Annotated in this window: 21 protein-coding genes; 9 read left to right on the forward strand and 12 right to left on the reverse strand. The window is 56.2% G+C overall.

Annotated elements, in window-relative coordinates; genetic code table 11:
• Window positions 1-146 precede the first annotated feature (146 nt).
• Window positions 147-464, reverse strand: coding sequence for a heavy metal-binding domain-containing protein (locus Q371_RS16680; RefSeq protein ID WP_034342382.1), 318 nt, complete (start codon window positions 462-464; stop codon window positions 147-149).
• A gap of 98 nt (window positions 465-562) precedes the next feature.
• Here Q371_RS16680 and Q371_RS16685 point away from each other — a divergent pair, with 98 nt between their 5' ends.
• Window positions 563-1,213, forward strand: a complete 651-nt coding sequence (locus Q371_RS16685) for an HAD family hydrolase (protein WP_034342315.1) — start codon at window positions 563-565, stop codon at window positions 1,211-1,213.
• Between the two features lie 4 nt (window positions 1,214-1,217).
• On the opposite strand, the gene Q371_RS16690 is transcribed toward Q371_RS16685, so the two are convergent.
• From Q371_RS16690 to Q371_RS16705, 4 genes are all read right to left on the reverse strand, one after another.
• Window positions 1,218-2,165: an ABC transporter substrate-binding protein gene (locus Q371_RS16690; RefSeq protein ID WP_034342317.1), complete on the reverse strand. Its 948-nt coding sequence runs from the start codon at window positions 2,163-2,165 to the stop codon at window positions 1,218-1,220.
• A gap of 9 nt (window positions 2,166-2,174) precedes the next feature.
• On the reverse strand, window positions 2,175-5,210 hold the full coding sequence (locus tag Q371_RS16695) for an AMP-binding protein (RefSeq protein ID WP_034342319.1): 3,036 nt from the start codon (window positions 5,208-5,210) through the stop codon (window positions 2,175-2,177).
• 154 nt (window positions 5,211-5,364) lie between these two features.
• Window positions 5,365-6,828: an ABC transporter permease subunit gene (locus Q371_RS16700; RefSeq protein ID WP_034342321.1), complete on the reverse strand. Its 1,464-nt coding sequence runs from the start codon at window positions 6,826-6,828 to the stop codon at window positions 5,365-5,367.
• A gap of 157 nt (window positions 6,829-6,985) precedes the next feature.
• Window positions 6,986-7,882, reverse strand: coding sequence for a DMT family transporter (locus Q371_RS16705; RefSeq protein WP_034342323.1), 897 nt, complete (start codon window positions 7,880-7,882; stop codon window positions 6,986-6,988).
• Between the two features lie 216 nt (window positions 7,883-8,098).
• Between Q371_RS16705 and ilvA the strand changes: the two genes are divergently transcribed.
• Both ilvA and Q371_RS16715 read left to right on the forward strand, forming a co-directional pair.
• Complete coding sequence (gene ilvA, locus Q371_RS16710; protein WP_084571490.1) at window positions 8,099-9,661, forward strand: threonine ammonia-lyase, biosynthetic; 1,563 nt, start codon at window positions 8,099-8,101, stop codon at window positions 9,659-9,661.
• 89 nt (window positions 9,662-9,750) lie between these two features.
• Window positions 9,751-10,341, forward strand: coding sequence for a GNAT family N-acetyltransferase (locus Q371_RS16715; protein WP_051964643.1), 591 nt, complete (start codon window positions 9,751-9,753; stop codon window positions 10,339-10,341).
• Window positions 10,342-10,426: 85 nt separating this feature from the next.
• On the opposite strand, the gene prpE is transcribed toward Q371_RS16715, so the two are convergent.
• The 4 genes from prpE to Q371_RS16735 are packed head-to-tail and all read right to left on the reverse strand — an operon-like array spanning window position 10,427 to window position 16,322.
• Window positions 10,427-11,140 (reverse strand): bis(5'-nucleosyl)-tetraphosphatase PrpE, encoded by a 714-nt coding sequence (gene prpE, locus Q371_RS16720; protein ID WP_034342327.1) that lies wholly within the window; start codon window positions 11,138-11,140, stop codon window positions 10,427-10,429.
• A 20-nt stretch (window positions 11,141-11,160) separates the two neighbouring features.
• Window positions 11,161-11,919 (reverse strand): tRNA pseudouridine(38-40) synthase TruA, encoded by a 759-nt coding sequence (gene truA, locus Q371_RS16725; RefSeq protein WP_034342329.1) that lies wholly within the window; start codon window positions 11,917-11,919, stop codon window positions 11,161-11,163.
• A 33-nt stretch (window positions 11,920-11,952) separates the two neighbouring features.
• On the reverse strand, window positions 11,953-13,998 hold the full coding sequence (locus tag Q371_RS16730; RefSeq protein WP_157442768.1) for a GGDEF domain-containing protein: 2,046 nt from the start codon (window positions 13,996-13,998) through the stop codon (window positions 11,953-11,955).
• Window positions 13,999-14,003: 5 nt separating this feature from the next.
• Window positions 14,004-16,322 carry a putative bifunctional diguanylate cyclase/phosphodiesterase gene (locus Q371_RS16735; RefSeq protein ID WP_034342334.1) on the reverse strand — a complete coding sequence of 773 codons (2,319 nt, stop codon included), beginning with the start codon at window positions 16,320-16,322 and terminating at the stop codon, window positions 14,004-14,006.
• Between the two features lie 207 nt (window positions 16,323-16,529).
• Here Q371_RS16735 and Q371_RS16740 point away from each other — a divergent pair, with 207 nt between their 5' ends.
• Both Q371_RS16740 and Q371_RS16745 read left to right on the forward strand, forming a co-directional pair.
• Window positions 16,530-17,639, forward strand: a complete 1,110-nt coding sequence (locus Q371_RS16740) for a radical SAM protein (RefSeq protein ID WP_034342336.1) — start codon at window positions 16,530-16,532, stop codon at window positions 17,637-17,639.
• A gap of 244 nt (window positions 17,640-17,883) precedes the next feature.
• Window positions 17,884-19,530, forward strand: a complete 1,647-nt coding sequence (locus Q371_RS16745) for a bifunctional metallophosphatase/5'-nucleotidase (RefSeq protein ID WP_157442769.1) — start codon at window positions 17,884-17,886, stop codon at window positions 19,528-19,530.
• Between the two features lie 140 nt (window positions 19,531-19,670).
• Here the strand turns inward: Q371_RS16745 and Q371_RS16750 are convergent, their stop codons facing one another.
• Window positions 19,671-20,051 (reverse strand): VOC family protein, encoded by a 381-nt coding sequence (locus Q371_RS16750; protein WP_034342338.1) that lies wholly within the window; start codon window positions 20,049-20,051, stop codon window positions 19,671-19,673.
• Between the two features lie 82 nt (window positions 20,052-20,133).
• On the opposite strand from Q371_RS16750, the gene Q371_RS16755 reads away from it, so the two are divergent.
• Window positions 20,134-20,631, forward strand: a complete 498-nt coding sequence (locus Q371_RS16755) for an NfeD family protein (protein ID WP_034342341.1) — start codon at window positions 20,134-20,136, stop codon at window positions 20,629-20,631.
• A 106-nt stretch (window positions 20,632-20,737) separates the two neighbouring features.
• On the forward strand, window positions 20,738-21,919 hold the full coding sequence (locus tag Q371_RS16760; RefSeq protein WP_211253857.1) for a serine hydrolase: 1,182 nt from the start codon (window positions 20,738-20,740) through the stop codon (window positions 21,917-21,919).
• Window positions 21,920-21,970: 51 nt separating this feature from the next.
• Here the strand turns inward: Q371_RS16760 and Q371_RS16765 are convergent, their stop codons facing one another.
• Together Q371_RS16765 and Q371_RS16770 are read right to left on the reverse strand one after the other, a co-directional pair.
• Window positions 21,971-22,456: a hypothetical protein gene (locus tag Q371_RS16765; RefSeq protein ID WP_034342346.1), complete on the reverse strand. Its 486-nt coding sequence runs from the start codon at window positions 22,454-22,456 to the stop codon at window positions 21,971-21,973.
• Between the two features lie 55 nt (window positions 22,457-22,511).
• Window positions 22,512-23,351: an SDR family oxidoreductase gene (locus tag Q371_RS16770; protein WP_034342348.1), complete on the reverse strand. Its 840-nt coding sequence runs from the start codon at window positions 23,349-23,351 to the stop codon at window positions 22,512-22,514.
• 144 nt (window positions 23,352-23,495) lie between these two features.
• Between Q371_RS16770 and Q371_RS16775 the strand changes: the two genes are divergently transcribed.
• Both Q371_RS16775 and Q371_RS16780 read left to right on the forward strand, forming a co-directional pair.
• Window positions 23,496-24,386 (forward strand): ABC transporter ATP-binding protein, encoded by an 891-nt coding sequence (locus tag Q371_RS16775; protein ID WP_034342351.1) that lies wholly within the window; start codon window positions 23,496-23,498, stop codon window positions 24,384-24,386.
• Window positions 24,383-25,102, forward strand: a complete 720-nt coding sequence (locus tag Q371_RS16780) for an ABC transporter permease (RefSeq protein WP_034342354.1) — start codon at window positions 24,383-24,385, stop codon at window positions 25,100-25,102. Before Q371_RS16775 ends, Q371_RS16780 begins: the two co-directional genes overlap by 4 nt.
• Window positions 25,103-25,140: the final 38 nt, after the last annotated feature.

The following is a 25,140-nucleotide window of genomic DNA, read 5'->3' on the forward strand; positions in this document are numbered from 1 at the left end:
CAGGTGTTTGATGATGTTTGCAAAAGATTTTCTGTGAAATGTCCGTTGTCTATTTTCTCTGGGAGGGACACCCAAAGCGACAGCTTTTGCTTCAGTGGCTCTGGGCTCTCTGCTCTGGGCCCTTGGCTTCAGTGGCCCTCGGCGTTTCAAATCAAGACAGCTGTACCACTTGCCGTCACCATCAGCATGCTGCCGCTCTGCCCGACGGTTTCGTAATCGAGGTCCACGCCCACAATGGCGTTGGCCCCGAGTCTGCGGGCGTTCTCTTCCATTTCACGCAGGGCAATGGTGCGGGCTTCGGAAAGTTTTTCTTCGTAGGCTCCGCTGCGGCCCCCGATCACGTCGGTGATGTTGGCGAAGAAGTCACGGACGATGTTTGCGCCCATGATGGCTTCTCCGGTGACGATGCCGCGGTACTCTCTGATCTGGTGTCCTTCAAGGGTGGATGTGGTGGTGATGATCATTTCATTTACCTCGATCACAGGATACGGAGGGTCTCTGGAAAAAGTTCCCATGAACTGTGTTCAGGTTTTTGCCTGTACATCGTGCAACAATCCAGAGCATGACCCCACTTTTGATTTTTGATTGTGATGGCGTGCTGGTGGACAGCGAAATCCTCTCCAACCGGGCAGGGGTGGAACTCCTGAATGAACTGGGACTTTCCATCACCCTGGAAGACCACATCCACCGTTTTGTGGGCAAAAGTGCGCAGGATGTGGAAAAGGTGCTGGAAAGCCTGCTGGGTTGCCCTTTGCCCGAGGATTATGGCGCACAGAAGATCCAGCGCACAGCAGACCTTTTTGATGCAGAATTGCAGGCCATTCCCGGCATTCGGCAGGCTCTGGAGCAGCTTTCTGGACCCAGATGTGTGGCTTCGGGGAGTCACAGAAGCCGGATTGACCAGTCCCTGAGATTGACAGGGCTTTCAGGTTTCTTCGAGCACATCTTCAGCATTGAGCAGGTGGAAAAGGGAAAACCTGCTCCTGACCTTTTTCTGTTGGCTGCAGAGGCTCTGGGACATGCACCAGAGCAGTGTCTGGTCATCGAGGACAGCGTGAGTGGGGTGCAGGCCGCGTGTGCTGCGGGCATGCGGGTGCTCGGGTTCACAGGAGGAAGCCATTGTGCTCCAGACCATGGGCAGCAATTGCTGGAGGCTGGAGCACAACAGGTGTTTCAGGACATGGCAGATTTGCCAGAATTGATCGGGTTTTGAAAGGTCAGCGGATGCCTTTGGTCAGGTAGGTGTTGCTGTAAAAATCGGTGGGTTTGGCACCAGAGGGTACTTTTCCGAGGTTTTTCAGCACGTTCACGGCCTTGGCCCAGGCGCTCGGGTCGCTGAAGCCCAGAGCGGTTTTGCTGGTGTAACTGCTGCGCATCAGGCCCACCGAGGCGTTCAGCACACTCAGGTCTCCACCTGCACTGCCGAAGTATTTCTTGCCCACATCAAATGCTTTTTGCGGATTGGTGACGGTGTAAGCCAGCCCTTTCTGGGAGGCCCGCAGGATTTTTTGCAGGTCTGCACGGTTCTTCAACAGGCGGTCAGAGACGATCACGCCGTTGCCCACCATCGGGTAAGCAGAGGTGAGGTCCAGGGTGTTCACCTTGCTGTTTTGCTGCTTCAGGATCAGGGGCTCGTTGTTGATGAAGCCCAGAGCGGCATCCACCCGTCCGGCTTTCACGGCTTCCAGTTGGGTGAATCCGATGGGTGCGATTTGCAGGTCGCTTTCTTTGATTTTGTTTTTGGCCAGCAGGGCTTGCAGGGCAATGTAAGAGGCCCCAAACGGACCGGGAATCCCGAGGGTTTTGCCTTTCAGGTCTGCTGGTTTGTTGATGCCTTTTTCTGCGAGGCTGAACACCGTGACGGGCAGTTTCTGGTACATCGCCATCACGTATTTGACTTTGGCCCCCTGTGCCTGTGCGAAGATGGCGTCTTCTGCATCTCCCACCACGGCATCGATTTTGCCCTGCAGCAACAGGGGCATCAGTTCGGACACAAAGCCGTGTTTGAATTCCACCTCAAAGCCTTCGGCCTTGTAATAACCCATGGCATCTGCCGCATAGAACGGGGTGAATTGCACGTTCGGAATGTACCCGAGGCCAATGGTGAGGGGTTTGGCTCCAGCCATTCCGGCCAGCAGCAAGGTAAAGAGGGCAACACGTTTCATGGTCACATTCTACGTGGGCTTTCCTGATGCAAATGGAAGTTGCCCAAGTGTTTCTTCACCAGAGCCTGATTCAGGATGCTGCAGGATGGCCCACATGTGTTGCAGGTAACGCTGGTGATCGTTTGGTGTGTAGTGGTTCAGGACTGCGGCATCTGGATGGGGTTTGCCCTGTGGGCTGATGGGACTGCGCAAGTGCACCACCCCTGCTGGTGGCTTCTGGAGGTTTTCCACCAGGGCACGGGCCACCACGTCCACTGGAAGCACATCCAGATGGACCTGCCACTCTGGATGCCGCCTCAGGGCTTGCACACCCAGATCGTTTTCTGGCAGGGGACCACCCTCTTCCCGTGACCAGCAACGGGTGAGGCGGTACAGGGTGCAGTTGCCTTGCTGCTCCAGCCACTGTTCAGCTTGCCATTTGCTGAAAGAATAGCTGTCCTGCGGAGGTGGAACTTCTCTGGCCAGAGGTGGAACATCACCGTCCCAGACCCATCCCAGCACACTCAGGCTGGAGCATTGGTGCAAATGCAGGGATTTTGCAGCAAGGGAGGCCAACAGATGCACATTGGACTGCTGCAAGTGGGCCATGGAAGCATTCAAATCGGTTTGTCCTGCAGCATTGATCACATGGGCATGCATTTCAGAATCCGCCAGAAAGCTGTCCAGTGTGCAAATTTCAACGTGGTCAAAATCCAGAGGTGTTTCCCAGAAGCGGGCCGCCTGTTCCAGCCGCTGTCTGGCAGCTTGAGGTGAAGATGCCCGAACCACAGCCATGGTCGCAGTGTGCTGGCGTTGCAATTCGGCGAGCAGGTGGATGCCCAGAAAACCATTGGCTCCCACCACCGCCACCTCTGGTCGAACAGTGGAGGGGATTTGGGCGGGGATGAAAGCTGGCAAGTCCAGTGCTGCAGGTTTCAGGTGACGCAACACCAACCGGATGGTTTTGTGCTGGTAGAGGAGTTCAGCAGGAAACAGGCAACCCAGCCTGCGGCCAAACCCAGCACTGAGTTCGGCGACATCCAGAGAATCGGCCCCTCTGGCAAAAAGGTCATCCTGTGGTCCCACCGGACAGCCCAGCACTTCAGAGGCCACTTGCACCAGCAACGCTTCATGGGGATCTGTGGGAGGATCCGGCAAAGCCACACAGTGTTGCAAGGCTTTTTCATCCACCTTGCCGTGCAGGTTCAGGGGGATGTGGTTCAAGGGCACCAGAGACAGGGGAAGCCTCCACTGACGGGTGTGTTCCTGAAGCGGCAGGGCAGAGGACGCTGGAAAAAAGAACACCTGAATGCGGCCTGTGGTGTTGCACACGGCCTGTGCAAATTCCACACCTGTCACTCCTCTGAGTTCATCGCTGAGTTCTTGCAGGGAAACCCGGTGCCCCCGCACCTTCACCCAGCCTTCCTTGCGGCCCACAAACCAGAGTCTGCCGTTTTGCCAGAACGCCAGATCTCCTGTGCGGTAAGGTCCAGCAACATCAGGAGAAAGCTGCAGTCCGCTGATTTGAATTTCTCCAGTCTTGCCTGCTGGAACAGGTTGACCTTCAGGGTCCACCAGTTGCAGGTGCTCTGGATCAATGGGCTGTCCCAGACTGTGGTCTTCAGAAAGGGTGACGCTGATGGTGGCTTCGGCTGGACCATAGGTGTTGATCAGGCGCAGCGTTTCAGGTTTGCAAGCCAGAGCGGCAGGCTGCAAAGGCTCACCTCCCACGATCACGGTTTTCAGGGAAGCTGGAAAATGCTTTTCTCTGGCCCAATGGTGAAAAAGGGCCGTGGGAACGCTGGCATGCTGGATGTGGTCCCATGCAGAGAACTGCAGGGCAGACTGTTCAGGAACGACCAATGTGGCACCCTGCAACAACGCCAGAAAGAGGTTTTCCAGATGGCCATCAAACGTCCATGCGTGGGCTTGCAACACCCGGTCTCCTGGCTGAATGTAAACTTTGCTGGACAGGGCAGCAAGATAGGTCTCCACAGCGGTTTTTTTCAACCGGATGGGTTTCTGTGGCCCCGTGGTCCCCGAGGTGTACACCACACAGCAAGGATCATCACAGGGAGGGACCTGAGCAGCACCGAAATGGTACCCCTGACCATGGTGAAGTTGCACCAGAGCGTCCAGAACATGATCCACCTGTCGGAAACCCGCCACAGGATGGGCATGTTGCAGATGGTCCCACAGTTGCCTGTACGTCCACTGTCCTTCAGGAGTCTCCAGAGCCACCCCATCAGGCTGCAGGTTGGCGTGTTTTTGCAGGGCTTCTTTCAGGGAAAGTGCAGGGGCAATGGGTGGGGAAAGTGCAGGGGAAAGGGAAGGTTGCTCCTCCTGCTGCAATTCGGTGCGAAAAGCCAGCACCGTGCGTTCAAAAGTTTCCCGGTCCATCAGGTCTGCGTCCACCCGAAACGTCAGGTAGAGGGTGTCGGCCCTGAGGGTGCTCTGGAGTTCCACCTCTGCCAGAGGATTGAGCCAGGGAATCAGGATGCGGCTGCTGCCCGGCACCGAGAAATCAAACTCTGGAAGTTCATTCAGGATGGACCGCACCCAGGGGGAACCTTCAGGGGTGTCAATCCTGCAAAACACCCCGATGCTGCGACGCTCCTCGCTGGTGCGCCCGTGGGCCAGACGTCCGCAAGTCCAGTGGCTTTTCGGGAAGTGGTCCTTCAACCACATGCTGAACAGGGCAGCCACAATTGGACGCAAACGGCGACCATCTGCAAGCTTCAGGAGTTTGATGTGCTGTCTGAGGGGTTGTTTCAACACTGGAGAAGGGTGGGCTTCTTTGCGCACCTGAGGATAAGGGGTGAGCGTCTGGCCTTGCAGCAGTTGCTTGAACTGCCGCACCATCAACACAATGGAAAACCCGTCCATCAAGGCATGGTGGATGGTCACCTGCACCACCGAGCCCCATTTCTGTTCCCACACCACCAGACGGATTTGCTCTGGAAAGGCCAGAGGAAGGTGATGCTGTTGAGAGAAGCGGGCCACCCCTTGGTGGTGCTGCACATCGACCTGACCATAACATTGCAATGTTTTGAGTGCAGCGTCCATGAATTCTGAAAAACCAGTTCTGACTTTAAAACCCAACGTCAAATGCCATCTTGAATCTTGAAACCATGATTGCATGCTTCATGATATAAAAAGCTGTGTAGAAGGTTTTTAAAAAGCAGACATCTTTTTAAAGATGTCTACATGGGATCACATGTCATTTGGACTTGCGGCGGTACCTCAGGACCACCCGTTCCAGCACCGTCACCAGAGCATAAAGCCCTGCACCCAGAGCGGTCAAAAGCAAGATCGCTGCAAACATTCTCGGGGTGTTGTAATAGGCCCGAGCCTGATTGATGGCTGCCCCCAATCCGGGTGCATTGCTGACAAATTCCCAGACCACCGCCCCAATCAGGGCCAGACTGGCGGTCAGTTTCAGGCCGCCCAGCATGACGGGCAGGGAACCGGGCGCTTCCAGCAACCTGAGCCGCTGCCAGAAAGAAGCGTCCAGCGTGTCGAAATACTCGTGGTAGGTGTTTTCCACTTCACGGACCCCGGTCATGGTGGCAATCATGATCGGGTAAAAAGCGGTCAGGGTGGTTGCCACAATGGCTGGAGCGGTCCCGAACCCAAGCCAGATGATCAAAAGCGGCGCAATGGCAATGATGGGTGTGCTCTGGCTGGCCACCAGAAACGGTGAAAAAATGCGTTCCAGCATGGGAAAGCGCCCCAGAGGATACCCCAGCAGAATCCCCATCAGTAGGCCAAAAACAATGCCGTACAGGGTGGTTCTCAGGGTCAGGAGCATCTGGCCAGACAGTTCACCCCATGCAGTTTGCAGTTCTGCCAGCACTTTGAGGGGACCAGGCAGTGAGAAAGCATTCTGGGTGAAACTCAGGAAATGCCATCCCACCAGAAAAACCGCCAGAGCCAGCAAAGCCAGCCACCCTTCAAGGCGCACTTTTCTCTGGACAGGGGTGGTGCTCAGGAGGGTGGAGTTGCCTTCCCCCAGCAATTCGCGCAAACGGGCTTCGATGCCGTCGGTGTAGGCACTCACCCGGCCTTCCAGTTTGGTGTCGATGATGTCAGCGATGGTGCCGTCTTTCATCACCACCACCCGATCGGCCAGATACACGGCTTCACGGATCGAGTGGGTCACAAACAAAATGGTGCGGCGGTTTTTGCGGTGCAGGCGCTTGAGTTCTGCATTGAACCGCTCACGGACCAGTGCATCCAGAGCAGCAAAGGGCTCATCCATCAAGATGATTTCACTGTCCTGTGCAAGGGCACGCGAAACCGCCACCCTTGCCCGCATCCCCCCTGAAAGTTGCGCGGGATACAGGTCTTTGTACTGCTCCATCCCGACCAGTTTCAGGGCTTCCAGAGGGTCCATCCCCTTGCCCTGCACCTCTCTGGGCAGGTTCACATTCTTCAGAACGGTGCGCCACGGCAACAGTCGGTAATCCTGAAACACAAAAGCGGGCTGCGAAGACACCTTCAGGGTGCCTGCTCTGGGCTTCAAGAGGCCAGCAATCACCCTCAGGAGGGTGCTTTTCCCCCCTCCACTGGCCCCAATGATCGCGATGAATTCTCCAGATTCGATGCTCAGGTTCACATCCCTGAGCACCTGCCGTCCATTGAGTTCGATGGCGATCTGGTTCAGCTCAATGGAAAGGGTCATGGTTAGCAGTGTATGAGAGTGGAGAGGTGGGGTCTAGGGGCAAATCACATTTGGCAAATTCAGCCGAGGGCACAGGGCCAAGAGCCGAGGGCTTCAAGGCTTTGACTGTATGCCCAAAATCAATAGGTTGACTGGTTTTTCTGCCTGCTGCGCATGCTCAGGCTTGTTTCGCTCTCGGCCCTGTGCCCTCGGCCCTCGGCTTCCCGAGCGTGTTCACAATCACCACCCCAATCAAGGCAATCGCTCCGCCAATCAGGGTCACTTGATTGGGCACCTCATGCACCCAGAAGTAAGAAATGATGATGGCCAGCACAGGAGAAACATACAGAAAGCTGGTGGTGATGCTGGCCGGAACCCGGCTCAGGGCGAAGGTCCAGGTCAGGTAAGCCAGAGCCGCCGGAAAAATCCCGATGTAAACCACAGCCCAGTTGGCACTGGCAGGGGCTGCCCGAATTTCCTCGGGCAAGCCGGGCAGGGAGACCAGCATCGGCAGGGTTCCGAACACCAGAGACCAAACGGTGAACTGTCTGGGAGGGTATTTTTTCAACAGAGGTTTCTGCAGCACAAAGTACAACGAGGTCACGAACGCTGAAAGCAAAATCAGCAATGCCCCCTGTGTGAAGCTCAGGTCTCCACCTTTGCCCAGCACTATCAGGGTCACCCCAGAGATGCTCACAAAAATGCCCAGCCAGCCCAGCCAGTTCAGCCTTTCCCCCAGCCACAAGGTCGCCATGAGTGCAGTGAACACCGGCCCTGCTGCAATGATCAGGCTGGCCACCCCTGCAGGCACCGTGATTTCACCAAAATTGAGCGCGTAATGGTAAATGGTGATCCCCAGCAAAGACACCCCAAAAATGCGGGGCACATCTTTCCACTCTGGAAACGGAATTTTGTTGATGGCTGCGTAAATCAGCAGCACAACGCTGGCGACCAGAAAGCGGTACACCGTCAGGTGCTCGGGAGAAAAGTGCTCCAGCCCGGCCTTGATTCCAGCAAAAGACGAAGCCCAGAAGAGGATGGTGACCAGAATGGCTGTCAGGCTGAGGGGATCCATACAGGCATCATAACCCCCTTCCGCAAAGGGGTTCTCAGCGAAATGGCCCAGCATTTGGGGTCAGGTGTTATCGAGAAAAGGGGAGGAAGGGATAACGTTATCGGCAGAAGGCAGATGTAGGGGCGAGGCGTGCCTCGCCCTGCGTTGCAAAAGCCAAAGCCCTGTAGAAGCTTTGGCTTCAGCCTTCTGCGGCTGTGCCACAGCACAGCCCTCCAAATGCGTACAAATGACGTGAAATCCCAACATTCAGGGCGTAGCATGAAAACCATGAATCTGGAGTACGTACAGAGAATCCTCGGGAGCCGTGTGTACGATGTGGCCAGAGAGACTGCATTGGACCATGCCCGCAGCCTTTCGGAGCGCCTCGGGAACACGGTTTACTTCAAGCGCGAAGACACCCAGCCGGTCCATTCCTTCAAACTCAGGGGGGCGTACAACAAGATGGCCATGCTCACCGATGAGGAGCGGGCCAGAGGGGTGATTTGTGCCTCTGCGGGGAACCACGCGCAGGGGGTGGCATTCAGTGCCCAGAAGATGGGCATTCGGGCGGTCATCGTGATGCCAGCCACGACTCCAGACATCAAAGTGAAAGCCGTGCGGGGTTACGGTGCAGAGGTGGTGCTGTTCGGTGACAGTTACTCCGACGCCGAAGCCCATGCTTACCAGTTGCAGGCAGAGCAGGGCTTCACGTTTGTGCACCCTTACGATGACCCTTACGTGATTGCAGGTCAGGGAACGGTGGGCCTGGAGATCTTGCAGCAGTGCCGTGCCCAGAGTTACACGGTGTTCGTGCCGATTGGCGGAGGCGGACTCGCTGCCGGAATCGCTGTATTGCTCAAAAGCGTGAATCCCAACATCAAAATCGTGGCTGTCGAACCCGAGGACTCGGACGCCATGACCCGCAGTGTGGAAGCTGGAGAACGGGTTACCCTGTCTCAGGTGGGCATTTTTGTGGATGGGGTCGCTGTGAAGCGGGTTGGAGAGCACACCTTCAATCTGGTGCGCCAGTACGTGGATGAGTACGTTCGGGTGTCCACCGACGAGGTGTGCGCTGCCATCAAAGACATCTTTGATGACACCCGTGCCGTGCAGGAACCCGCAGGGGCTCTGGCCACCGCAGGCATGACCCGTTACGTGCGCGAGAAGGGCATTCAGGGGGAAACGCTGGTGGCCCTGACTTGCGGGGCAAACATCAACTTCAACCGCCTGCGCCATGTGGCCGAACGGGCCAATGTCGGTGAGCAGAAAGAAGCCATCATTGCCGTAACCATCCCAGAGCGTCCCGGTGCGTTCAAAGGCTTCATTCAGGCACTGGGCAAACGCAACATCACCGAGTTCAATTACCGTTATGCACCTTCTTCTCAGGCCCACATTTTTGTGGGGGTGCAGATGGAAAATCCGCGTGACAGACGCCAGATTCTGGAGGACCTCTCGGGTCTGGGGTATGCTGTGACGGACCTCAGTCAGGATGAACTGGCAGTGGTGCACGTGCGTCACATGGTGGGAGGCCGTGCCCCTGAGGCCGAAAACGAGCGCATCTACAGCTTTGTTTTCCCCGAGCGTCCCGGTGCCCTGTCGGATTTCCTGAACGCCATGCAGGCCACTTGGAACATCAGCCTGTTCCATTACCGCAACCATGGCAGTTCGCATGGACGGGTGCTCTGCGGCATTCAGGTCCCTGAGGAAGACATGCATGCCTTCCAGACTTTTCTGGACCGTCTGGGTTATGAGTACCAGTGTCAGGAAGAAAATCCTGCGTACAAGTTGTTCCTGCGCTGAAACAGCCGCATCAAAGGACCAGAGGAAGGATGCAGATGTCCTTCCTCTGGTGATTGATCTGCGCAAAAGCGCCCGGATATGCTGTCTGCATGCCCCGTTCCCCTCTTCTGGACCTCCCCACGGAGATCCACACCGAGCGCCTCCTGCTGCGCATTCCCAACCTGCAGGACGCAGAGCCGTTTCAGGCCCTGATGGAAGATTCTCACGAGCACCTCAAGCAGTGGATGTCGTGGGCCAAAACCCTCCCCGAGCTGTCTGCCACCCGCGAGCGATTGCAGCAGAGCATTCAGCATTTTCTGGACCAGAAAGAGCAACTGCGTTTCATGCTGGTGAGGCGCAACGATGGTGCCCTGATGGGAACGGCCAGTTTTCAGTTTCTGGACTGGGCCACCCCCAAAGCCGAAATCGGTTACTGGCTGGGCAAGGATTTTGTGGGTCAGGGATACATGCAAGAGGCCGTGCAGGCGATGCTGTACTACGGGTTTCACCACATGCAGCTTCACCGCATCGAAATCTGCACTGATGAAGCCAACCGGGTGTCCAGAAGGATTCCCGAGAAGCTGGGATTCAGGCTGGAGGCCATTTTGCAAGAAGAACGCCGCCATCACCTGCACCCCGAGCAGTACATCAATTTCTGCATTTATGGCTTGCTCAGGCGCGAATACTGGGCCATGCAGTAGGGTCAGAGAAGCAAATGACCTTCCAGAGGCCAAAGCTTCATGGTGGTTTTTCGCTGATGGCTGAGTGCTGACCGCTGATGGCTTGTCAGATGCCGAACTGGTCCCACACGCCGGATTTGATGTTGTAGATCCTTGAGGCGGGTACGCTGACGGTGGTGCGCTCTGGATAAAGCAGGCCGGTCAGTTTGCCACCAAACACGCATCCGGTGTCGATGTTGACGCTGTTGTTCACCCAGCGCACTTTGCGAACCGGGGTGTGCCCATACACCACCAGAGCAGGCCCCTGATAGTCTTTGGCCCAGTCCACGCGGGTCAGTTTGCCGTTGTGCATGACCCGCTCACCGTGAATGGCGATCTGGCGGGCCTCTGGGGTGTTCTGTCCGTGGTGGATGGTGGGCAGTCCAGCGTGGGCCACAATCAGTCGGCCATGATCGAGGGTCAGTTGATGGGGAAGGCCGGTCAGGAAAGACAAGAGGTCTGCCTGAAAGCTTTTGGGCGCAGCTTCAATTTGCAGCATGGATTGCCGGGTGTTGGGAGAGTCCACTTTCCCCTGACCCGAAAGGTGGTTCAGGATCCTGAGGTCGTGGTTGCCCATCACGCACTGGGCGACCCCCTCGCGCACCAGTCGCATGACCAGCTGGTAGGCCTCCACCACCTGAGGGCCACGGTCTGCAATGTCTCCGACGAACACCAGTTGGCGGTTGTCGGGGTGGCGGTAGCGTGCCGAATAGCCGAGTTGCTTCAGAAGCCGCTGCAATTCTGCATGGCATCCGTGAATGTCACCAATGATGTCGTACATGGTCTTGTCCGTGTCTCGATTCAGTAACCTGCGCCCAGAAAGTGCAGGCCGTGGGGTTTGACGTTGGGTCCTGCTTCGGCGCGGTCTTTGCCTTGCAGGAGGGCTTCAAGGTCAGCCGGTGGCATTTTGCCACTGCCAATCAGCAATAAGGTTCCGATGATGGCACGGATCTGGTGCCTGAGAAAGCTTTCTCCCCGAATGTGAATGGAAAGGTGAACGCCAGAGCGGATCAGGTGGCAGTCGTAAATGATGCGACGGGTTTGCCGTTCTTCCTGGGTGGCGAATGCCCGAAAATCGTGCTCTCCGACCAGCAGTGTCGCGGCCTGTTGCATCTGTTCCAAGTTTAGTGCATGGGAGACCCTCAGTGCACGGGTCTCATAGAGGGGAAGCCGGTCTTCGCTCAGCAGGAGGTCGTAACGGTAGGCCCGCCACTGGCAACTGAACCGGGCATGGAAACCTTGTGGGGCCAGTTCGGCTTTCAAAACGCTGACATCTGCTGGAAGGTGGGCATTGAGGGCACGTTTCAGTTTGGAAATCGGCAACCTCAAACCTTTGACGTCGATGTGCACCGGCATGTTTTCGGCGTGAACGCCTGTGTCGGTGCGGCCACAGGCCACAGGAGGGTGCGCCTCTGCGAACTTCTGGATGGCCTCATGCAGGACTGCTTGAACAGTGCGTTCTCCCTGTGCCTGCATTTGCCAGCCCTGAAAATGCGTCCCGAGGTACTGGACTTCGAGATACAGCCTCTGGTGGTCTGGTGGAGGGGCATAATCCGACATTCGATGTCAGCCTACGGGGTTTTGGGCAGGCTTTCAAGTGCGAAAACGTGACTTCAAGGCATGGTGGGTTTGTTTGGCCTCATACATGCGCTCATCTGCAAGGCGGACCAGTTCTTGCAGGTTCTCGGACTCCTCTGGGAAGCAGGAAATCCCGATGCTGGCCCCCAGAGGGTGCTCTTTCAAGCTGAGTTCCTCGATGGCATGTCGGAAACGCTCAGCAGCCTGTTTGGCCTCTGGCAGGGTGGTGGCAGGCAGGTAAGCGAGGAACTCATCTCCACCCAGACGGAAAATCAGATCCGTTGAACGCTGCACCCCTTTCAGGGAACGGGCCACCTGTTTCAGGATGTCATCGCCGAACTTGTGCCCAAAGTGGTCGTTGATGCCCTTGAAGCCGTTCAGGTCCATCAGCAGGAAACTGGCGTCCTGTCCGTTGCGCCGCAGGCTGGCCAGTCCCAGAGGAATCAGGTTTTCCATGGCCCGTCGGTTGGGCAGTCCGGTCAGAGGATCGGTGGCAGCAGCATCAGAAAGCTCCTGCCTCAGGTTGGCTTCCTGCACGATCACGGCCAGTTGGCTTCCCAGCAGTCCGGCCACCTCCAGAGCGTCCTGATCGAAGGCATGGCGGTCCAGCATGTTGTTGAGAGACAGAAAAGCCAGCAATTCTCCGTTGTGTACGATGGGGACGCACAAATCGGCTTGCAGTCTGGAAAGGGGCACAAGGTCCTGAAGCACGGTGCTCTGGATGCGCCGGATGTCCTGATCCTGCTGGGTCAACCTGCGGATGCGTGGAATCCCCTTCAGACACTCTTCTTTGGACCCGCCGTACCAGATCAGGACGTCTTCCTCTGGAATCCGCACGTGGGCCAGAGGTCCGAGGTCCAGCCCTTGACTGGCCACCATCCGGTAATGCTGGTCTTCACGGATCAGCAGGGCACCGTATTGTGCGCCGGGCAGCAGGTCTGCGGCTGCAGTCATCAGGAGGGAGTTCAATTCATCAAGGCTCAGGGAGCGCAGGGCGCTCAGGATGGCTTCGCTTTTGCTGAGCCGTTCCAGCAGGGTTTGTTTCTGGATCAGCATGCCCAGTTGCCTGCCAAGGTTGCTGAGGAACTCCTGTTCCTCGCTGTCCCAGCGCTCGTATTCTTTGCGTCCCACCACCAGAAAGGCTCTGGATCGGCTCAGGGAGGGCAGGGGGATGATGGCCACAGCCGCTTTCTCAAAGTCGGTCAGGCCGTGGTTGCGCGCGGTCACTTCATCGTGGGTGAACAGAGCCCTTTGCTCCAGATAAGCTTTCCAGAGCAGGTTGTGACCAAAAGCAATCGGGGTGGCCTCAGAGAAGGTGTGCGCGTAAGGCAGAAATTCTTTCTTGTCGTAGAGGTACACGCCGCAACTGGTGTAATTGCGGTGGGACAGCAGGGCATAACACACCTGTTCGGCCCCTTCTTTGAGGTTGTGGGCGTCTTGCAGCTCCAGAGTGATGTAGTTCAGGAAAGCATTTTCCTGATTTCGGGCAATCTGGGACAGCCGGGCTTCCAGCACCTTCAAGAGGTCATCCAGTTGGATGTGGGAAGGCACCCCGCGCACTTCAAGCTGGGTGACCCTCTGGTTGAGGGCGTAAATGGAATAGGTGTTGGGCAGGGTCTGGGTGATGTTGTGGTGCAGCTCCACGGTTTTGACCCCATGCTTCAAAAGGAATTCTCTGGTGTAGTTCAGGACCCCATCGATGGTCGGGCTGTCTTCCAGTTCGGTCCAGAGGCCCAGCAGCAGGGACTGGGTGGCGAGGCTTTTGGGTGTGCGGGGCTTGCGGTAATACAGGCCGATCAGGTTGGTGAGGATCAGGCTTCCGGCCACCAGCATGGTTTTGCTTTCGATGGGGGTGTTCCAGCCCAGAACCATCAGAATGGCAATCACCAGAGCGCTCAGATGGGACGCTGGAATGGGATACAGCACCAACGACACTGCAGCCAGAGCCGCCAGAATGACCCCCACAAGGGGCAGGGGAGAAAGCTGGACCAGCAGAATCACCCCTGCTGCAGTCAGCAAAGGCACCGCCAGCCGACCCCAGGAACGCACAGGGAGCACCATCACCGTCACCTGAGGGTCTCCATCCACAGGTGCAGGGCGTGCTGTCCGAGGGGTCTGGAAATGTAGTAGCCCTGAATGAAATCACAGTGGTGGGCTTTCAGCCACTCCACCTGTTCGAGGGTTTCCACCCCTTCGGCAATCACCTGAAAGCCCAGACCGTGCCCGAGCTGGATCAGGCTGTCCATCAGGCGGTTGTCGGTTTCGGACTCCACAAGGTGCGTGGTGAAACTGCGGTCCAGTTTCAAGACATTCAGAGGGAGGTGTTTCAGGTAACTCATCGAAGAGTACCCCACCCCAAAGTCGTCCAGTGCCACTTTGATGCCCAGTTTGCGCAGATCCTCCAGCCGTCCCACCACCAAATCACGTTCCTGCATCAGGGTTCCCTCGGTCACTTCGATTTGCAATTGGGCCGCTCTAGGCCCGAGTTGAGCTGCGAATTCCTGCATCCACCCGAAGAATTCTGAATCCCTGAGGGTGCTGGGAGACAGGTTCACCGAACACACGAAATCGGTGCCCTGCAACTCTCCCATGGCCTTCTCGATGACGTGCTGGTCCAGTTTGCGGATCAGTCCGGTTTCTTCGGCAAGTTCGATGAAATCTTCGGGCGGGATGAATCCGCCTTCACGGTTTTTCAGGCGCACCAGACACTCCACACCCCAGAGTTTGTGCCTCTGGATGTCCCAGAGGGGCTGGTATTCCAGTTGCAGGTTGCGGCTCTGGATGGCGTCGCGGAGTTCTTGCTCCATCAGCATGCGTTCGCTGGAAGGGAAATCAAACTCTGGACGGTATACCGCAATCCCCTGACGGTTGATTTTGGCGTACCTGAGGGCAGAATTGGCTTCACGCAGCAGGTCGTGGTAGGTCTGGCCTTGCTGTGGGTAAATCGCCAGACCCATTGCCAGAGACAGCACATGCCTCTGGCCTCCGAATTTGAGGGGTTTTTCAAAGCCCTGCTGAACGGTGTAGGCCACCTGCATCAGTTCTGCAATGGATGAGCGGCGCAGGACCATGGCGAATTCGTCTCCGTCCAGCCTGCCCAGCACATCCGGGTGGGCGATGTGGCGGCGCAACCTGCGGGCCACCGCCTGCAAAAGCTCGTCTCCGGTGGCAAAACCCAGAGAATCGTTGATGTCCTTGAAGCGGTTGACGTCCCAGAGCATCACTCCCACCACCTGATGGGGCTCGGAGGTCAGGATCAATTGCTCTGCGTTTTCTTGCAGGTGGGCACGGTTGTGCAGTCCGGTCAACTGGTCGTACTGGTTCAGGTATTCGAGGCGCTCCAGATAGGCTTTGTGGTCGGTGATGTCGCGCACCACGGCCAGCACATCCTGCTTGCTGTGACGCATCACGCGGGCCTCGAAAAACTGCATTTTGCCTTCCAGCTCCAAAGTGTATTCCACCGTTTGCAGTTCGCCAGTTTCCAGAGCCTTGTCAATCACATGCTCAAAAAGCTCGGCCAACTCTGGCATGAACAGGTCGAAAATGCGTTGCCCGAGCAAGGATTGCACTGGTGCAGCCAGCAATTCCGGGGCTGGAGAGTGCACATCCCGGCAAATCCCCTGATGGTCAATCAGGAACACTGTGTCTGGAATGGCATTCAGCATGGTGCGGTGGCGGGCTTCGCTTTCCCGCAACTGGCGTTCAGAGGCTTTGCGTGCCCGGATGTCTCTGGCGATCAAGACGGTGATGCGTTCTCTGGAGTCGCTTTCCAGCCATGAGCGGCAAACCACCTCCACTTCCAGAGGTTCCCCACCGGGGGTGTGCCAGTGCTGTTCGGTGGCCGGAAGCACCTCCTCCATGTCTGGAAGGGCGTTCATCAGGCGCAGCAGGAAAGCCTGATCCTCTGGATTGACCAGTTGCCAGAGGTTGAGGTTCAGGATCTGGTGTTCGGCAAGCCCGAGCAGGGAGGTCATGCTGCTGTTGGCATACATGATGTCCAGTCGCTCATTGAGCATGCAAATGGCATCTGGCGAAATTTCCACCAGTGCCCGGAACCGTTCTTCGCGTTGCAGCACTTTGGACAGTTCTGCACGTCCGGGTTGCAGGAACACCACAGCCCCACCACTCGGGCGGCTTTTCACGAACAGGTGCAGCTCTTCGGCGTTTTTCAGGTGGGCGGTCAGGTGGCGGCCTTCGCTGGGAAGTTGCTCTCCGCGAAAAAGGTCTTGCAAATTTTCGGTGAAATGGCTGCCCATGGGGGTTTCCAGAGGATCTGGTGGCAGCAGGGAACGGGCAAAAGCATTGCTGTAAATACAATACCCCTGTGGATTGGTGACCACCACACCACTTTCAATTGCCTCGCTCAATTCATCCCAGATCGGCATGCTGTTCCTTTGACACGGAATTCCTGACGTTGTGAGTCCATCTGAATTATAGGGGTTTCATGGAGCATTGTTAAGCGGATGTAAGGATGTGTTTCCGAAAACGTTTACAGATTTGCAATTTTGAGCCCATTTCCAACAAAGACTTTGTTTTGCTTGCCATCAAGACAGCTTTTGCTTTGGTGGGCTTGCAATCGGTACACTCGGGCCATGAAGCACCACCTGTATCCCCACAGCACCACCTTCAGTCCTGACCCCGAGACGGTGGTTTCCTTCGACCTTGAAGGCCGTCTGGTTTCGTTGTTCAGGAAGGGGATGGTGTACAAAAGGGACCTTGCCAGTGGGGTGCACCTGCGCCACCAGGAGCAGGGCAGACAGCGCAAAGTGCTGACCCCTCAGGAGGCCGGACAGGTGTTTGAAGAGGTGCATGCTCTGGTGCAAACACACCTCCCTGACCTTCCAGAGGAGCTGCAAATCCGTTTGCAGCACATCAAAACCCCGGATCAATTGTTTTCGGAAAGGGAGCGTTTTTTGCAGGTGTACCGTCCCATTTCGATCCTGCCCCCAGACCAGTACCTTTCAGTGGTCTTGCAGGCCACCGAAGGATGCACCTGGAACAAGTGCACTTTCTGCAATTTCTATGCGGACCGTCCTTTCAAGGTCAAAACCCCCGAGGAGTTTCGGGAGCATGTGCAGGCGGTCAAAGCTTTTCTGGGTCAAGGTGTCCTGCTCAGAAAAAGCATTTTTCTGGCGGATGGCAACGCTCTGGCCCTCAGTGTGACCCGCCTGAAAGACATGCTGAGGGCCAGCCGTGATGCTTTCCCAGCCTTGCCCATCGCCAGTTTCATTGATGTGTTCACAGGGAGCAGGCATTCGGTGCAGGAGTGGCAGGAATTGCGGGCTCTGGGGCTGGGCCGGGTGTTCATCGGAATGGAAAGCGGTCACGATGGGGTGCTGGAATTCATCAACAAACCGGGCAACCGCCAAGACCTTCTGGCCTTTGTGCAGGAACTCAAAACCGCAGGTTTGCAGGTGGGCCTGATCCTGATGGTGGGTGTGGGAGGCCATGAACTTCGTATGCCCCACAGGGAAGCCACCTTTGAAGTGCTGTCAAAAATGCCTCTGGATGGGAAGGACCTCATTTACCTTTCCCCTTTTGTGGAGCACCCGGGTTTCACCTACGCAGAAAAAAGGGCAGAAGCAGGCTTCACCCCCATGACCGAGCCAGAGGTCGAGACCGAATTAACCTTCTGGGCCACGGCCTTGCGTGCCAGAGGTTTGAAAGCTGCCCGTTATGACATCCGTGAATTCCTGTATTGAACCTCTGGCAAGGGTTTGTGTATTTCGCATCCAGAGAAAAACCCCTCAAAATCAGACTTTTCAATTGGGGTTTTCCCTGTATGGGTGCTTTGATTTCCCCAGTGTTCTTTTGAAAACTTAAACCGACTTCAATCCATAAAACTTGTACTCCATCTAAAGTTGTATGATACTGATCTGACGGAAGTCCAAAACACTGTAAGACACGGTCAGGCTGTGTTTTGCACCAATTTGATTAGGGGGAAAGATGAGTAAGATTTCACGCCGTAACCTGCTGAAGATCCTCGGTCTGGGAAGCGCCATCACTGTGAGTGGCAGTGCCGCCAAAGCACAGAGCAGCTCTGGCCTGACCCTGTTCACCTTCCTGCACTCCAACGACACCCACGACAGGCTCGAACCCACCACCGTGACCGGCACCGGTCCAGACGGCAAAGCCTTCAGTGTGCAGTACGGTGGGGTTGCCCGCGTCAAAACCCTGATTGACGAACTCAAACGTCGCTCCCTGAACCCTGTGGTGCTGGACGCTGGCGACGTGTTCACCGGAACCCTCTACGGTCAGGTGTACAAAGGCCTCGCTGACCTTGCCTACATGGAAGCTTTCGGTACACAGGCCCAGACCATCGGCAACCACGAGTTCGACAACGGACCTGCCCAGCTTGCCGACTACATCAAAAACGCCAGTTTCCCTGTGGTGTCTGCCAACATCGACGCCTCTGGCGACGAAAAACTCAAAGGCCTGATCAAACCCTACGTGGTCCTGCAAACCGAAAATGGCCCTCTGGGTGTGATCGGTGTGACCACACCGGATACCCCCATCACCTCCAGCCCCGGCGACACGGTCAAATTCCTTGATCCCAGAGAAACCGTCCAGAAAGCCGCAGACGAACTGCGTGCTCAGGGCGTCAAACACATCGTGCTGCTGTCCCACCTCGGTTACAGCGTGGACCTTGCTCTGGCTCCCCAACTCAAAGGGGTGGGCGTGATCATCGGCGGCCACAGCCACACCCCCCTCGGCAAATACGAAGGACTCGGGCTGCCTGCTCCAGAGGGCGATTACCCCACCGTCAAGCAGGATGCCAACGGCAACACCGTTCTGATCGTGCAATCCTGGGAATGGGCCAAATTCTACGGCTCCCTGCGCGTGGCCTTCAACGAAGACGGCGTGCCCCAGAGCTGGAACGGCAAAGTGTACCCCGTCAACCAGAGCTACAAAAACGACATCCGTCTGGCCGCCACCATGCGCGCCTTCCAGCTTCCCCTCGAAGCCTTCCGGAAAACCCCGGTGGGCACCGCTGCCGTCAAACTGAACGGTGACCGTGCCGATGTGCGCAAACGCGAAACCAACCTCGGGAACTTCATCAGCGACGCTTACCTGTGGGCCACCCAGAAATACGGCACCCAGATTGCCCTGATGAACGGTGGGGGCATCCGCGCCACCATTCAGGCCGGAACCGTCACCAACGGAGACACCATCACCGTGCAGCCCTTCGGCAACACCGTGTACGTGATGGACCTGACTGGACAGGAAGTCATCGCTGCTCTGGAAAACGGCGTGAGCGACTGGGCCAACGGTGCAGGCCGTTTCTTGCAAGTGGGCGGAATGCGTTACAGCTTTGATCCCACCAAACCTGCAGGAAGCCGCGTGCTCAGTGCAGAAATCAAGCAGGCCGATGGCACCTTCAAAGCCATTGACCGTGCCGCCACCTACAAAGTGGTGACCAACAACTTCATTGCCAACGGTGGGGACAATTTCGCCGTGCTGAAAAACGCCAAAGGTTTCCGTCAGGACACCTACCTGACCGATTACGTGGTCGTCAACGATTACTTCGCTTTTGTGAAGTCCGCCAACCCCCAGTTGGAAGGCCGCATCACCATCGTCAACGAACCCAAGTAACCCCCCTGTTACCCCCGGCTTCTCGCAAGCTCAAAGCGGTCCCCCTGATCTCAGGGGGACTTTTGTTTGGGCAAGCGCCACAAGGGATGCTTACCCCTTCTTTAAGGGGCCACTTGCAAGCCATGCAAGCAACGGGGGATTTAACCCCAGAGTGCTCTGGACGCCATCTCCACCAGATTCCCACTGGGATCGTAGACCATCAAAGACTCTCCTTTGGGTGCACCCCAGTCATAACGGGTGACGGCAAAACCTGCCAGCTCAAAACGGGCTTCCCAGAAGTCAAGGCGCTCCTGAGCCATTTCAAAGCAGATGTGGCCTCCAGGACGTGTTCCATGCACAGGCAGGGAACCGGGTTTCAGGGACTCCTCGGGGTTGAACAGCAAAAGCATGCCGTTGCCTGCTTTCAAGAAGATGTGGCGTGGAGGTCTTCTGGAGTACACCTCAAACCCGAGCAGGCCACAGTAGAAGTTTTCTGCTTCCAGCAGGTCGTTCACATACAAACAGGTTTCGAGAATGTCCATGTTGTTTTATTGTATAAAAGTCCTCAAAAAGGCCGCAGGAACATTTGTTGCATGAACCTCGTATTGTGAGGCGGAGGATCCCATGGTTTTCTGGTTGTGTTTGCTGATTGGAGGTGCATTGATTCTGGTGTCGCTGCTGTTTCAGCACGATGGCACCCCGGATGTGGGTCATGCGGATTTGCAGGACATTTTTTCGTGGTTGAATTTGCGGGCTCTGGTGTTCGCACTGGCTTTTTTTGGTCTGGGTGGCGTGATTGCAGGGCGCATGGGGCTCAGCATGGGTGGTCAATGGGTGTTTGCAGTGATCACCGGGATCAGCGTGGGCATCACCACTGGATGGTTGTTCCGATATGCGCGCCAGCAAGAGTTCAGCGGTCAGGTCGGAGATCTCGTGGGCAGAACCGGAAAAGTGCTGGTTCCCCCCAGAGAAGAGCATCCCGGCAAAGTGATGCTGACCGTCTCGGGCCAGGTCACCGAGTTTCATGCCCGTTCCAGCGATGCTTTGCAAGTGGGAGAGCCCATCATTGTGGTCGGCATGGAAGAGGGCACCCTGAATGTTCGCAGGTGGCACCAGTTGTGATCAAAGGGTGTTCTGAGCAACCTTGAAGGTGCACAGTTCTGATTTCAAAACAGTTCATAAAAGTGCGGTGCACCATGAAAACCGCTTCGAGGAGTTGAGAAGATTCATGTTCAAGCGTTCAATGCCTTTGGCTGTGATGGCGGTCGTTGCTCTGGCAGGTGTGGCTTCTGCGCAGTTTTCACAGGTCACCCCAGAGCAGGCCCTCGCCCGGCTTTTCAATCAAGGTCCTGTCAAATCCGAATGGTTTGCCGCAGACATCCTCAAACAGGTGCCTCTGGCGCAAATTCAGACGGTGATCAGCGGTCTGGTGAAGCAGGGTGGGGCTTTTCAGAAAGTCACCCCAGACGGCCAGAACTTTGTGATTGAGTTTGAAAAAACGCTGGTGAACGCCACCATCCGTCTGGATGCTCAGGGCAAAATCACCACCCTGTTGTTCACAGGCAGCAAGCCCAGAGTCAAAGACCTGAAAGGGGCCATCAAGGCGTACTTCAATTTGCCCGGCAAATTCTCGGTGTTGGTGCTTAAAAATGGTCAGAAGGTGCAGGAGGCAGGCACCACCGATCCTCTGGCGGTGGGCTCCACTTTCAAACTGGCGGTTCTGGCAGCTTTGCAAGAGAAAATCGATGCTGGCACCCTCAAATGGGACACCGTGACCCAATTGCAAGAAGGAGACATCAGCCTCCCGAGTGGCTTTCTGCAAGAGTGGCCTGTGGGGTCTTCTTTGACTCTGGAAACTCTGGCAGGTTTGATGGTTTCCCAGAGCGACAACACCGCCACCGATGTTTTGATTCGGGTGCTTGGGCGTGAAAGCATCGAAAAATTCCTTCCAGGGCGCAACAAACCCTTGCTCACCACACGAAACCTGTTTGCCCTCAGGGACACCCAGAACAAAGCGGCTCTGGACCGTTATGTGACTGGCGATGTGAACGTCAGGCAGGAGGTCTTGAAGCAACTCGACCTGATCCCTGCGTCCAAAATCGTGTATGCCAATGTGCCCGGAGACTTGCGTGCAGAATGGCTGATGACCCCTCTGGAAGCCTGCAACCTGATGGAAAAAGTCCAGAACCTCAAGGTCACCCAGATCAATCCCGGTCCGGTGAACCCCAGAGATTTCAAACAGGTCAGTTACAAGGGAGGCAGCGAGGTGGGCGTCTTGAACCTCACCACAGCACTTGTTGATGCAGCAGGCAACCGTTTCTGTGTGAGTGCCACCTGGAACCACAACCAGACCATCGACGAGACCCTTTTTGTGCAGCTTTACCTGAATGTGATCGGCAGTCTGGAATAGCTTTTCTCTGGCAAAAGAAGAACCCTCAGCTCTGACTGAGGGTTTCTGGTTTCAACCACTGCTTGCGCTGGCGGAACTGTGCTCAGTGTCGTCTTGCAAGACTTTGAAGGCCACCACCCCGAGCAAGGTCAGGATTTCTGCTGGTGCAGGTCCATGAAGGGTCAGGTCTTTGCCTTCGATGTGGCCTCCGATGCGTCCAGTGAGTTGCTGGTGGTCCATGTGCAAATTCAGATCGAATCCCAACGTGGCTCCACCCAGTCTGCCTGTGATGGATTGGCCTTGCACCTCGAATTGCACATCCTGTCCTATGAAATTTCCACCCAGCCGACCTTCGGTGTGTTTACCGAGGCTGACATTCACATCAAAACCATCGCTGCTGCCACCAATGCGTCCATGCACAGTCTGGTGTTCGATGTTGAGCAGAATGTTTTTTCCGATGTGATGACCACCAATGCGCCCATGAACCAGAGGGGGTGTGTAGGTGGCTTGAATGTCGTAGCCCACGCTGCTGCCGCCAATGCGTCCCTGTATGTCCATGGGCACAGTGTACCGTGTGCCCCTCAAAAAGGGTTACAGTTTTGTCACATTTGTTTCAGCCTTTTTTGCGGCTTTCGGCCATCTTCATCCAGTCCTGAGGGGAAAGCTCATCCAGGATGTTGAATTCCCCCGCGTTCCAGACGCTTTCTCCACCATCAATGTGAATCAGGTCGCCTGTGATGAATCCAGAGAGGTCGCTCAGGAGGTAACTGGCAAGGTTGGCCAGTTCGATGTGCTCGCCATATCGGCGCAAGGGCACACGGCTTTTGAGTTTGTCTCCAAACTCTGGAGAGGGCATCAGGCGTTCCCATGCCCCTTCTGTGGGGAAAGGACCGGGTGCAATGGCATTCAGACGGATGCCGTATTTGCCCCATTCCGCAGCCAGAGATTTGGTCAGGGTCACCACTCCAGCTTTGGCGACTGCACTGGGCACCACATAGCCGCTTCCGCTCTGGGCGTAGGTTGTGGCAATGTTCAGCACCACACCGCCACTTTTGCGGGCAATCCAGCGTTTGCCCAGCTCCAAGGTGCAATAGAAGGTGCCGTGCAAAACAATGCCCAGCACGGCGTCCACTGCGCGGTGGGACAGCATCTGGGTGGGAGAGATGAAATTCCCTGCGGCATTGTTGACCAGAGCATCAATGGGTTTGCGCTTCTCAATCAGATCAAGCACTTCCGTGACCTGCTCGGGGTTGCGGACATCGCAGGTCTGGTAAAAGACCGGCCCCAGATCTTTGAATTCTTCTGCTGTTTCTTGCAGCACATTTTCGCGGCGTCCCAGAATGGTGACTTCTGCCCCGAGTTCTAAAAACCGTTTGACCATGCTTTTGCCCAGACCGCTGCCACCACCGGTGACCAGCACGTGTTTGCCTGCCAGTAAATCCGCTTGGAACATGTTTGAAGTCTCCTTGTGTCCGTTGTAGGTGTTTCCAGTGTAACCAAATTTCTGTACTGAGTCAAAAATTGAGATTCGAGTGAGGGGTGTTGACAGTGCACTAGTCTACTAGTACACTAAATCCATAAGAACGGAGGAGAACACATGAGCATTCTTGCCATTCAAGACTTACACAAAACCTATGGTCCCCGGGCCGCCGTAGAAGGCATCAACATGAACATCCGCCCCGGACAGATTTACGGTTTTCTCGGCCCCAACGGTGCGGGCAAAACCACCACCATCCGCATGCTGCTGGGCCTGATCCGCCCTTCAAAAGGCAACATCCAACTGTTTGACCAGCACCTGAACCGCAAGGCCCTGTCCAAAGTGGGTGCCATCGTGGAAGCCCCCAGTGCCTACGGCCACCTGACCGGCAAAGAAAACCTGCAAGTCATTGCCAGACTGCGCCGCATGAGCGACCGTCACATTCCTGAATTGCTGGATTATGTGGGCCTCAAAGACGCCCAGAACCGGGTGGTGCGCGGGTATTCTCTGGGCATGAAAGGCCGCCTGTCCATCGCTGCTGCCATGATGGGCTCTCCAGAGTTTCTGGTCCTCGATGAACCCACCAACGGCCTTGACCCCAATGGCATCCGCGAAGTCCGTGAATTGATCCAGTCCCTGCCCCAGCGTGGCATCACCGTGATGGTGTCCAGCCACATCCTCTCTGAAGTGGAGCAAATGGCCTCCCACGTGGGCATCATCCACAAGGGCCAGATGCGCTTTGAGGGGGCACTCAAAGACCTGCAAGGCAGCTCACAACCGGTGCTGCGCATTCAGACCAGCGACCTGCAGGTGGCCCTCAGTCAGCTTCAAAAGAGCCATCCAGAGGCCAAAATTCAAGACGGACGCATTGAGTTGCCCGGCACTTCAGAACATGCCCCCCAGATCATCCGCAGCCTTGTGCAGAACAACTTTGATGTGTACAGCGTCACCCCTTATCAGGCCACCCTTGAAGACCTTTTTGTGAACATCACCCGGGAGAAAAAACAATGATCGGTTTGTTGCAAGCTGAAGCCCTGAAATACCGCCGCACCCCCACTTTGCTGCTTTCTGTTGGTGTTCCTCTGGGTCTGGGCCTCCTGATCTGGGCTGTGTTCACCTTCTCCAACGGTGGCCTGAGCCAGATGAAAGGGGTCATGGGTTGGAAAACCCTCGGGCAGTTTGTGACCCAGATGTGGATGCAAATGGTGCTTCCCTTTGGTGCAGCCATCATCAGCTCTCAGGTATGGGGACTGGAAACCCAGGACAACCACCTCAAGCACCTGCTGGTTCAGCCCATCAGTCGGGCACAGGTGTACTTCACCAAACTGATTGCCCTGATTGGACTGCTGGCTCTGGGCATTCTGGTGATGGGGTCCGTGTACCTGACCATCGGCTGGATTCGCGGTTTCGGTCCCGAGCATCAGGTGCTGGATGTGCTCAAAACCCTTGGACTCAGCAGTTTCGCAGCCCTTCCTCTGGTGACCTTGCACCTGTGGATCAGCATGCGTGTCAAAGCCATGGCCCTCAACATCAGCCTTGCCGTTCTGGGTGTGATGGCTGCCGGATTCGCCACCGGAACCAAGTTCTGGATGTACATCCCTTGGACCTACCTGGGCATGGTCGGCAGTCCTGACCACCAGAGCCTGACCCTGATGCTGGCCTCTGGCCTGACCCTCGTGATCGTGTTCCTCAGTGTGCTGGACTTTGGAAGACGCGACCTGCACTGAGATTTTCCCCTCCTTGAAGGTCTGAATGAACACTGTGA

It is taken from the genome of Deinococcus misasensis DSM 22328 (assembly GCF_000745915.1).
Classification (GTDB): Bacteria; Deinococcota; Deinococci; order Deinococcales; family Deinococcaceae; genus Deinococcus_C; species Deinococcus_C misasensis.

Coding starts and splice junctions, on each gene's coding strand:
- Q371_RS16680 (WP_034342382.1), bottom strand. CDS start 464: ATGATCATCACCACCACATCCACCCTTGAAGGACACCAGATCAGAGAG.
- Q371_RS16685 (WP_034342315.1), top strand. CDS start 563: ATGACCCCACTTTTGATTTTTGATTGTGATGGCGTGCTGGTGGACAGC.
- Q371_RS16690 (WP_034342317.1), bottom strand. CDS start 2,165: ATGAAACGTGTTGCCCTCTTTACCTTGCTGCTGGCCGGAATGGCTGGA.
- Q371_RS16695 (WP_034342319.1), bottom strand. CDS start 5,210: ATGGACGCTGCACTCAAAACATTGCAATGTTATGGTCAGGTCGATGTG.
- Q371_RS16700 (WP_034342321.1), bottom strand. CDS start 6,828: ATGACCCTTTCCATTGAGCTGAACCAGATCGCCATCGAACTCAATGGA.
- Q371_RS16705 (WP_034342323.1), bottom strand. CDS start 7,882: ATGGATCCCCTCAGCCTGACAGCCATTCTGGTCACCATCCTCTTCTGG.
- ilvA (WP_084571490.1), top strand. CDS start 8,099: ATGCGTACAAATGACGTGAAATCCCAACATTCAGGGCGTAGCATGAAA.
- Q371_RS16715 (WP_051964643.1), top strand. CDS start 9,751: ATGCCCCGTTCCCCTCTTCTGGACCTCCCCACGGAGATCCACACCGAG.
- prpE (WP_034342327.1), bottom strand. CDS start 11,140: ATGTACGACATCATTGGTGACATTCACGGATGCCATGCAGAATTGCAG.
- truA (WP_034342329.1), bottom strand. CDS start 11,919: ATGTCGGATTATGCCCCTCCACCAGACCACCAGAGGCTGTATCTCGAA.
- Q371_RS16730 (WP_157442768.1), bottom strand. CDS start 13,998: ATGGTGCTCCCTGTGCGTTCCTGGGGTCGGCTGGCGGTGCCTTTGCTG.
- Q371_RS16735 (WP_034342334.1), bottom strand. CDS start 16,322: ATGCCGATCTGGGATGAATTGAGCGAGGCAATTGAAAGTGGTGTGGTG.
- Q371_RS16740 (WP_034342336.1), top strand. CDS start 16,530: ATGAAGCACCACCTGTATCCCCACAGCACCACCTTCAGTCCTGACCCC.
- Q371_RS16745 (WP_157442769.1), top strand. CDS start 17,884: ATGAGTAAGATTTCACGCCGTAACCTGCTGAAGATCCTCGGTCTGGGA.
- Q371_RS16750 (WP_034342338.1), bottom strand. CDS start 20,051: ATGGACATTCTCGAAACCTGTTTGTATGTGAACGACCTGCTGGAAGCA.
- Q371_RS16755 (WP_034342341.1), top strand. CDS start 20,134: ATGGTTTTCTGGTTGTGTTTGCTGATTGGAGGTGCATTGATTCTGGTG.
- Q371_RS16760 (WP_211253857.1), top strand. CDS start 20,738: ATGTTCAAGCGTTCAATGCCTTTGGCTGTGATGGCGGTCGTTGCTCTG.
- Q371_RS16765 (WP_034342346.1), bottom strand. CDS start 22,456: ATGGACATACAGGGACGCATTGGCGGCAGCAGCGTGGGCTACGACATT.
- Q371_RS16770 (WP_034342348.1), bottom strand. CDS start 23,351: ATGTTCCAAGCGGATTTACTGGCAGGCAAACACGTGCTGGTCACCGGT.
- Q371_RS16775 (WP_034342351.1), top strand. CDS start 23,496: ATGAGCATTCTTGCCATTCAAGACTTACACAAAACCTATGGTCCCCGG.
- Q371_RS16780 (WP_034342354.1), top strand. CDS start 24,383: ATGATCGGTTTGTTGCAAGCTGAAGCCCTGAAATACCGCCGCACCCCC.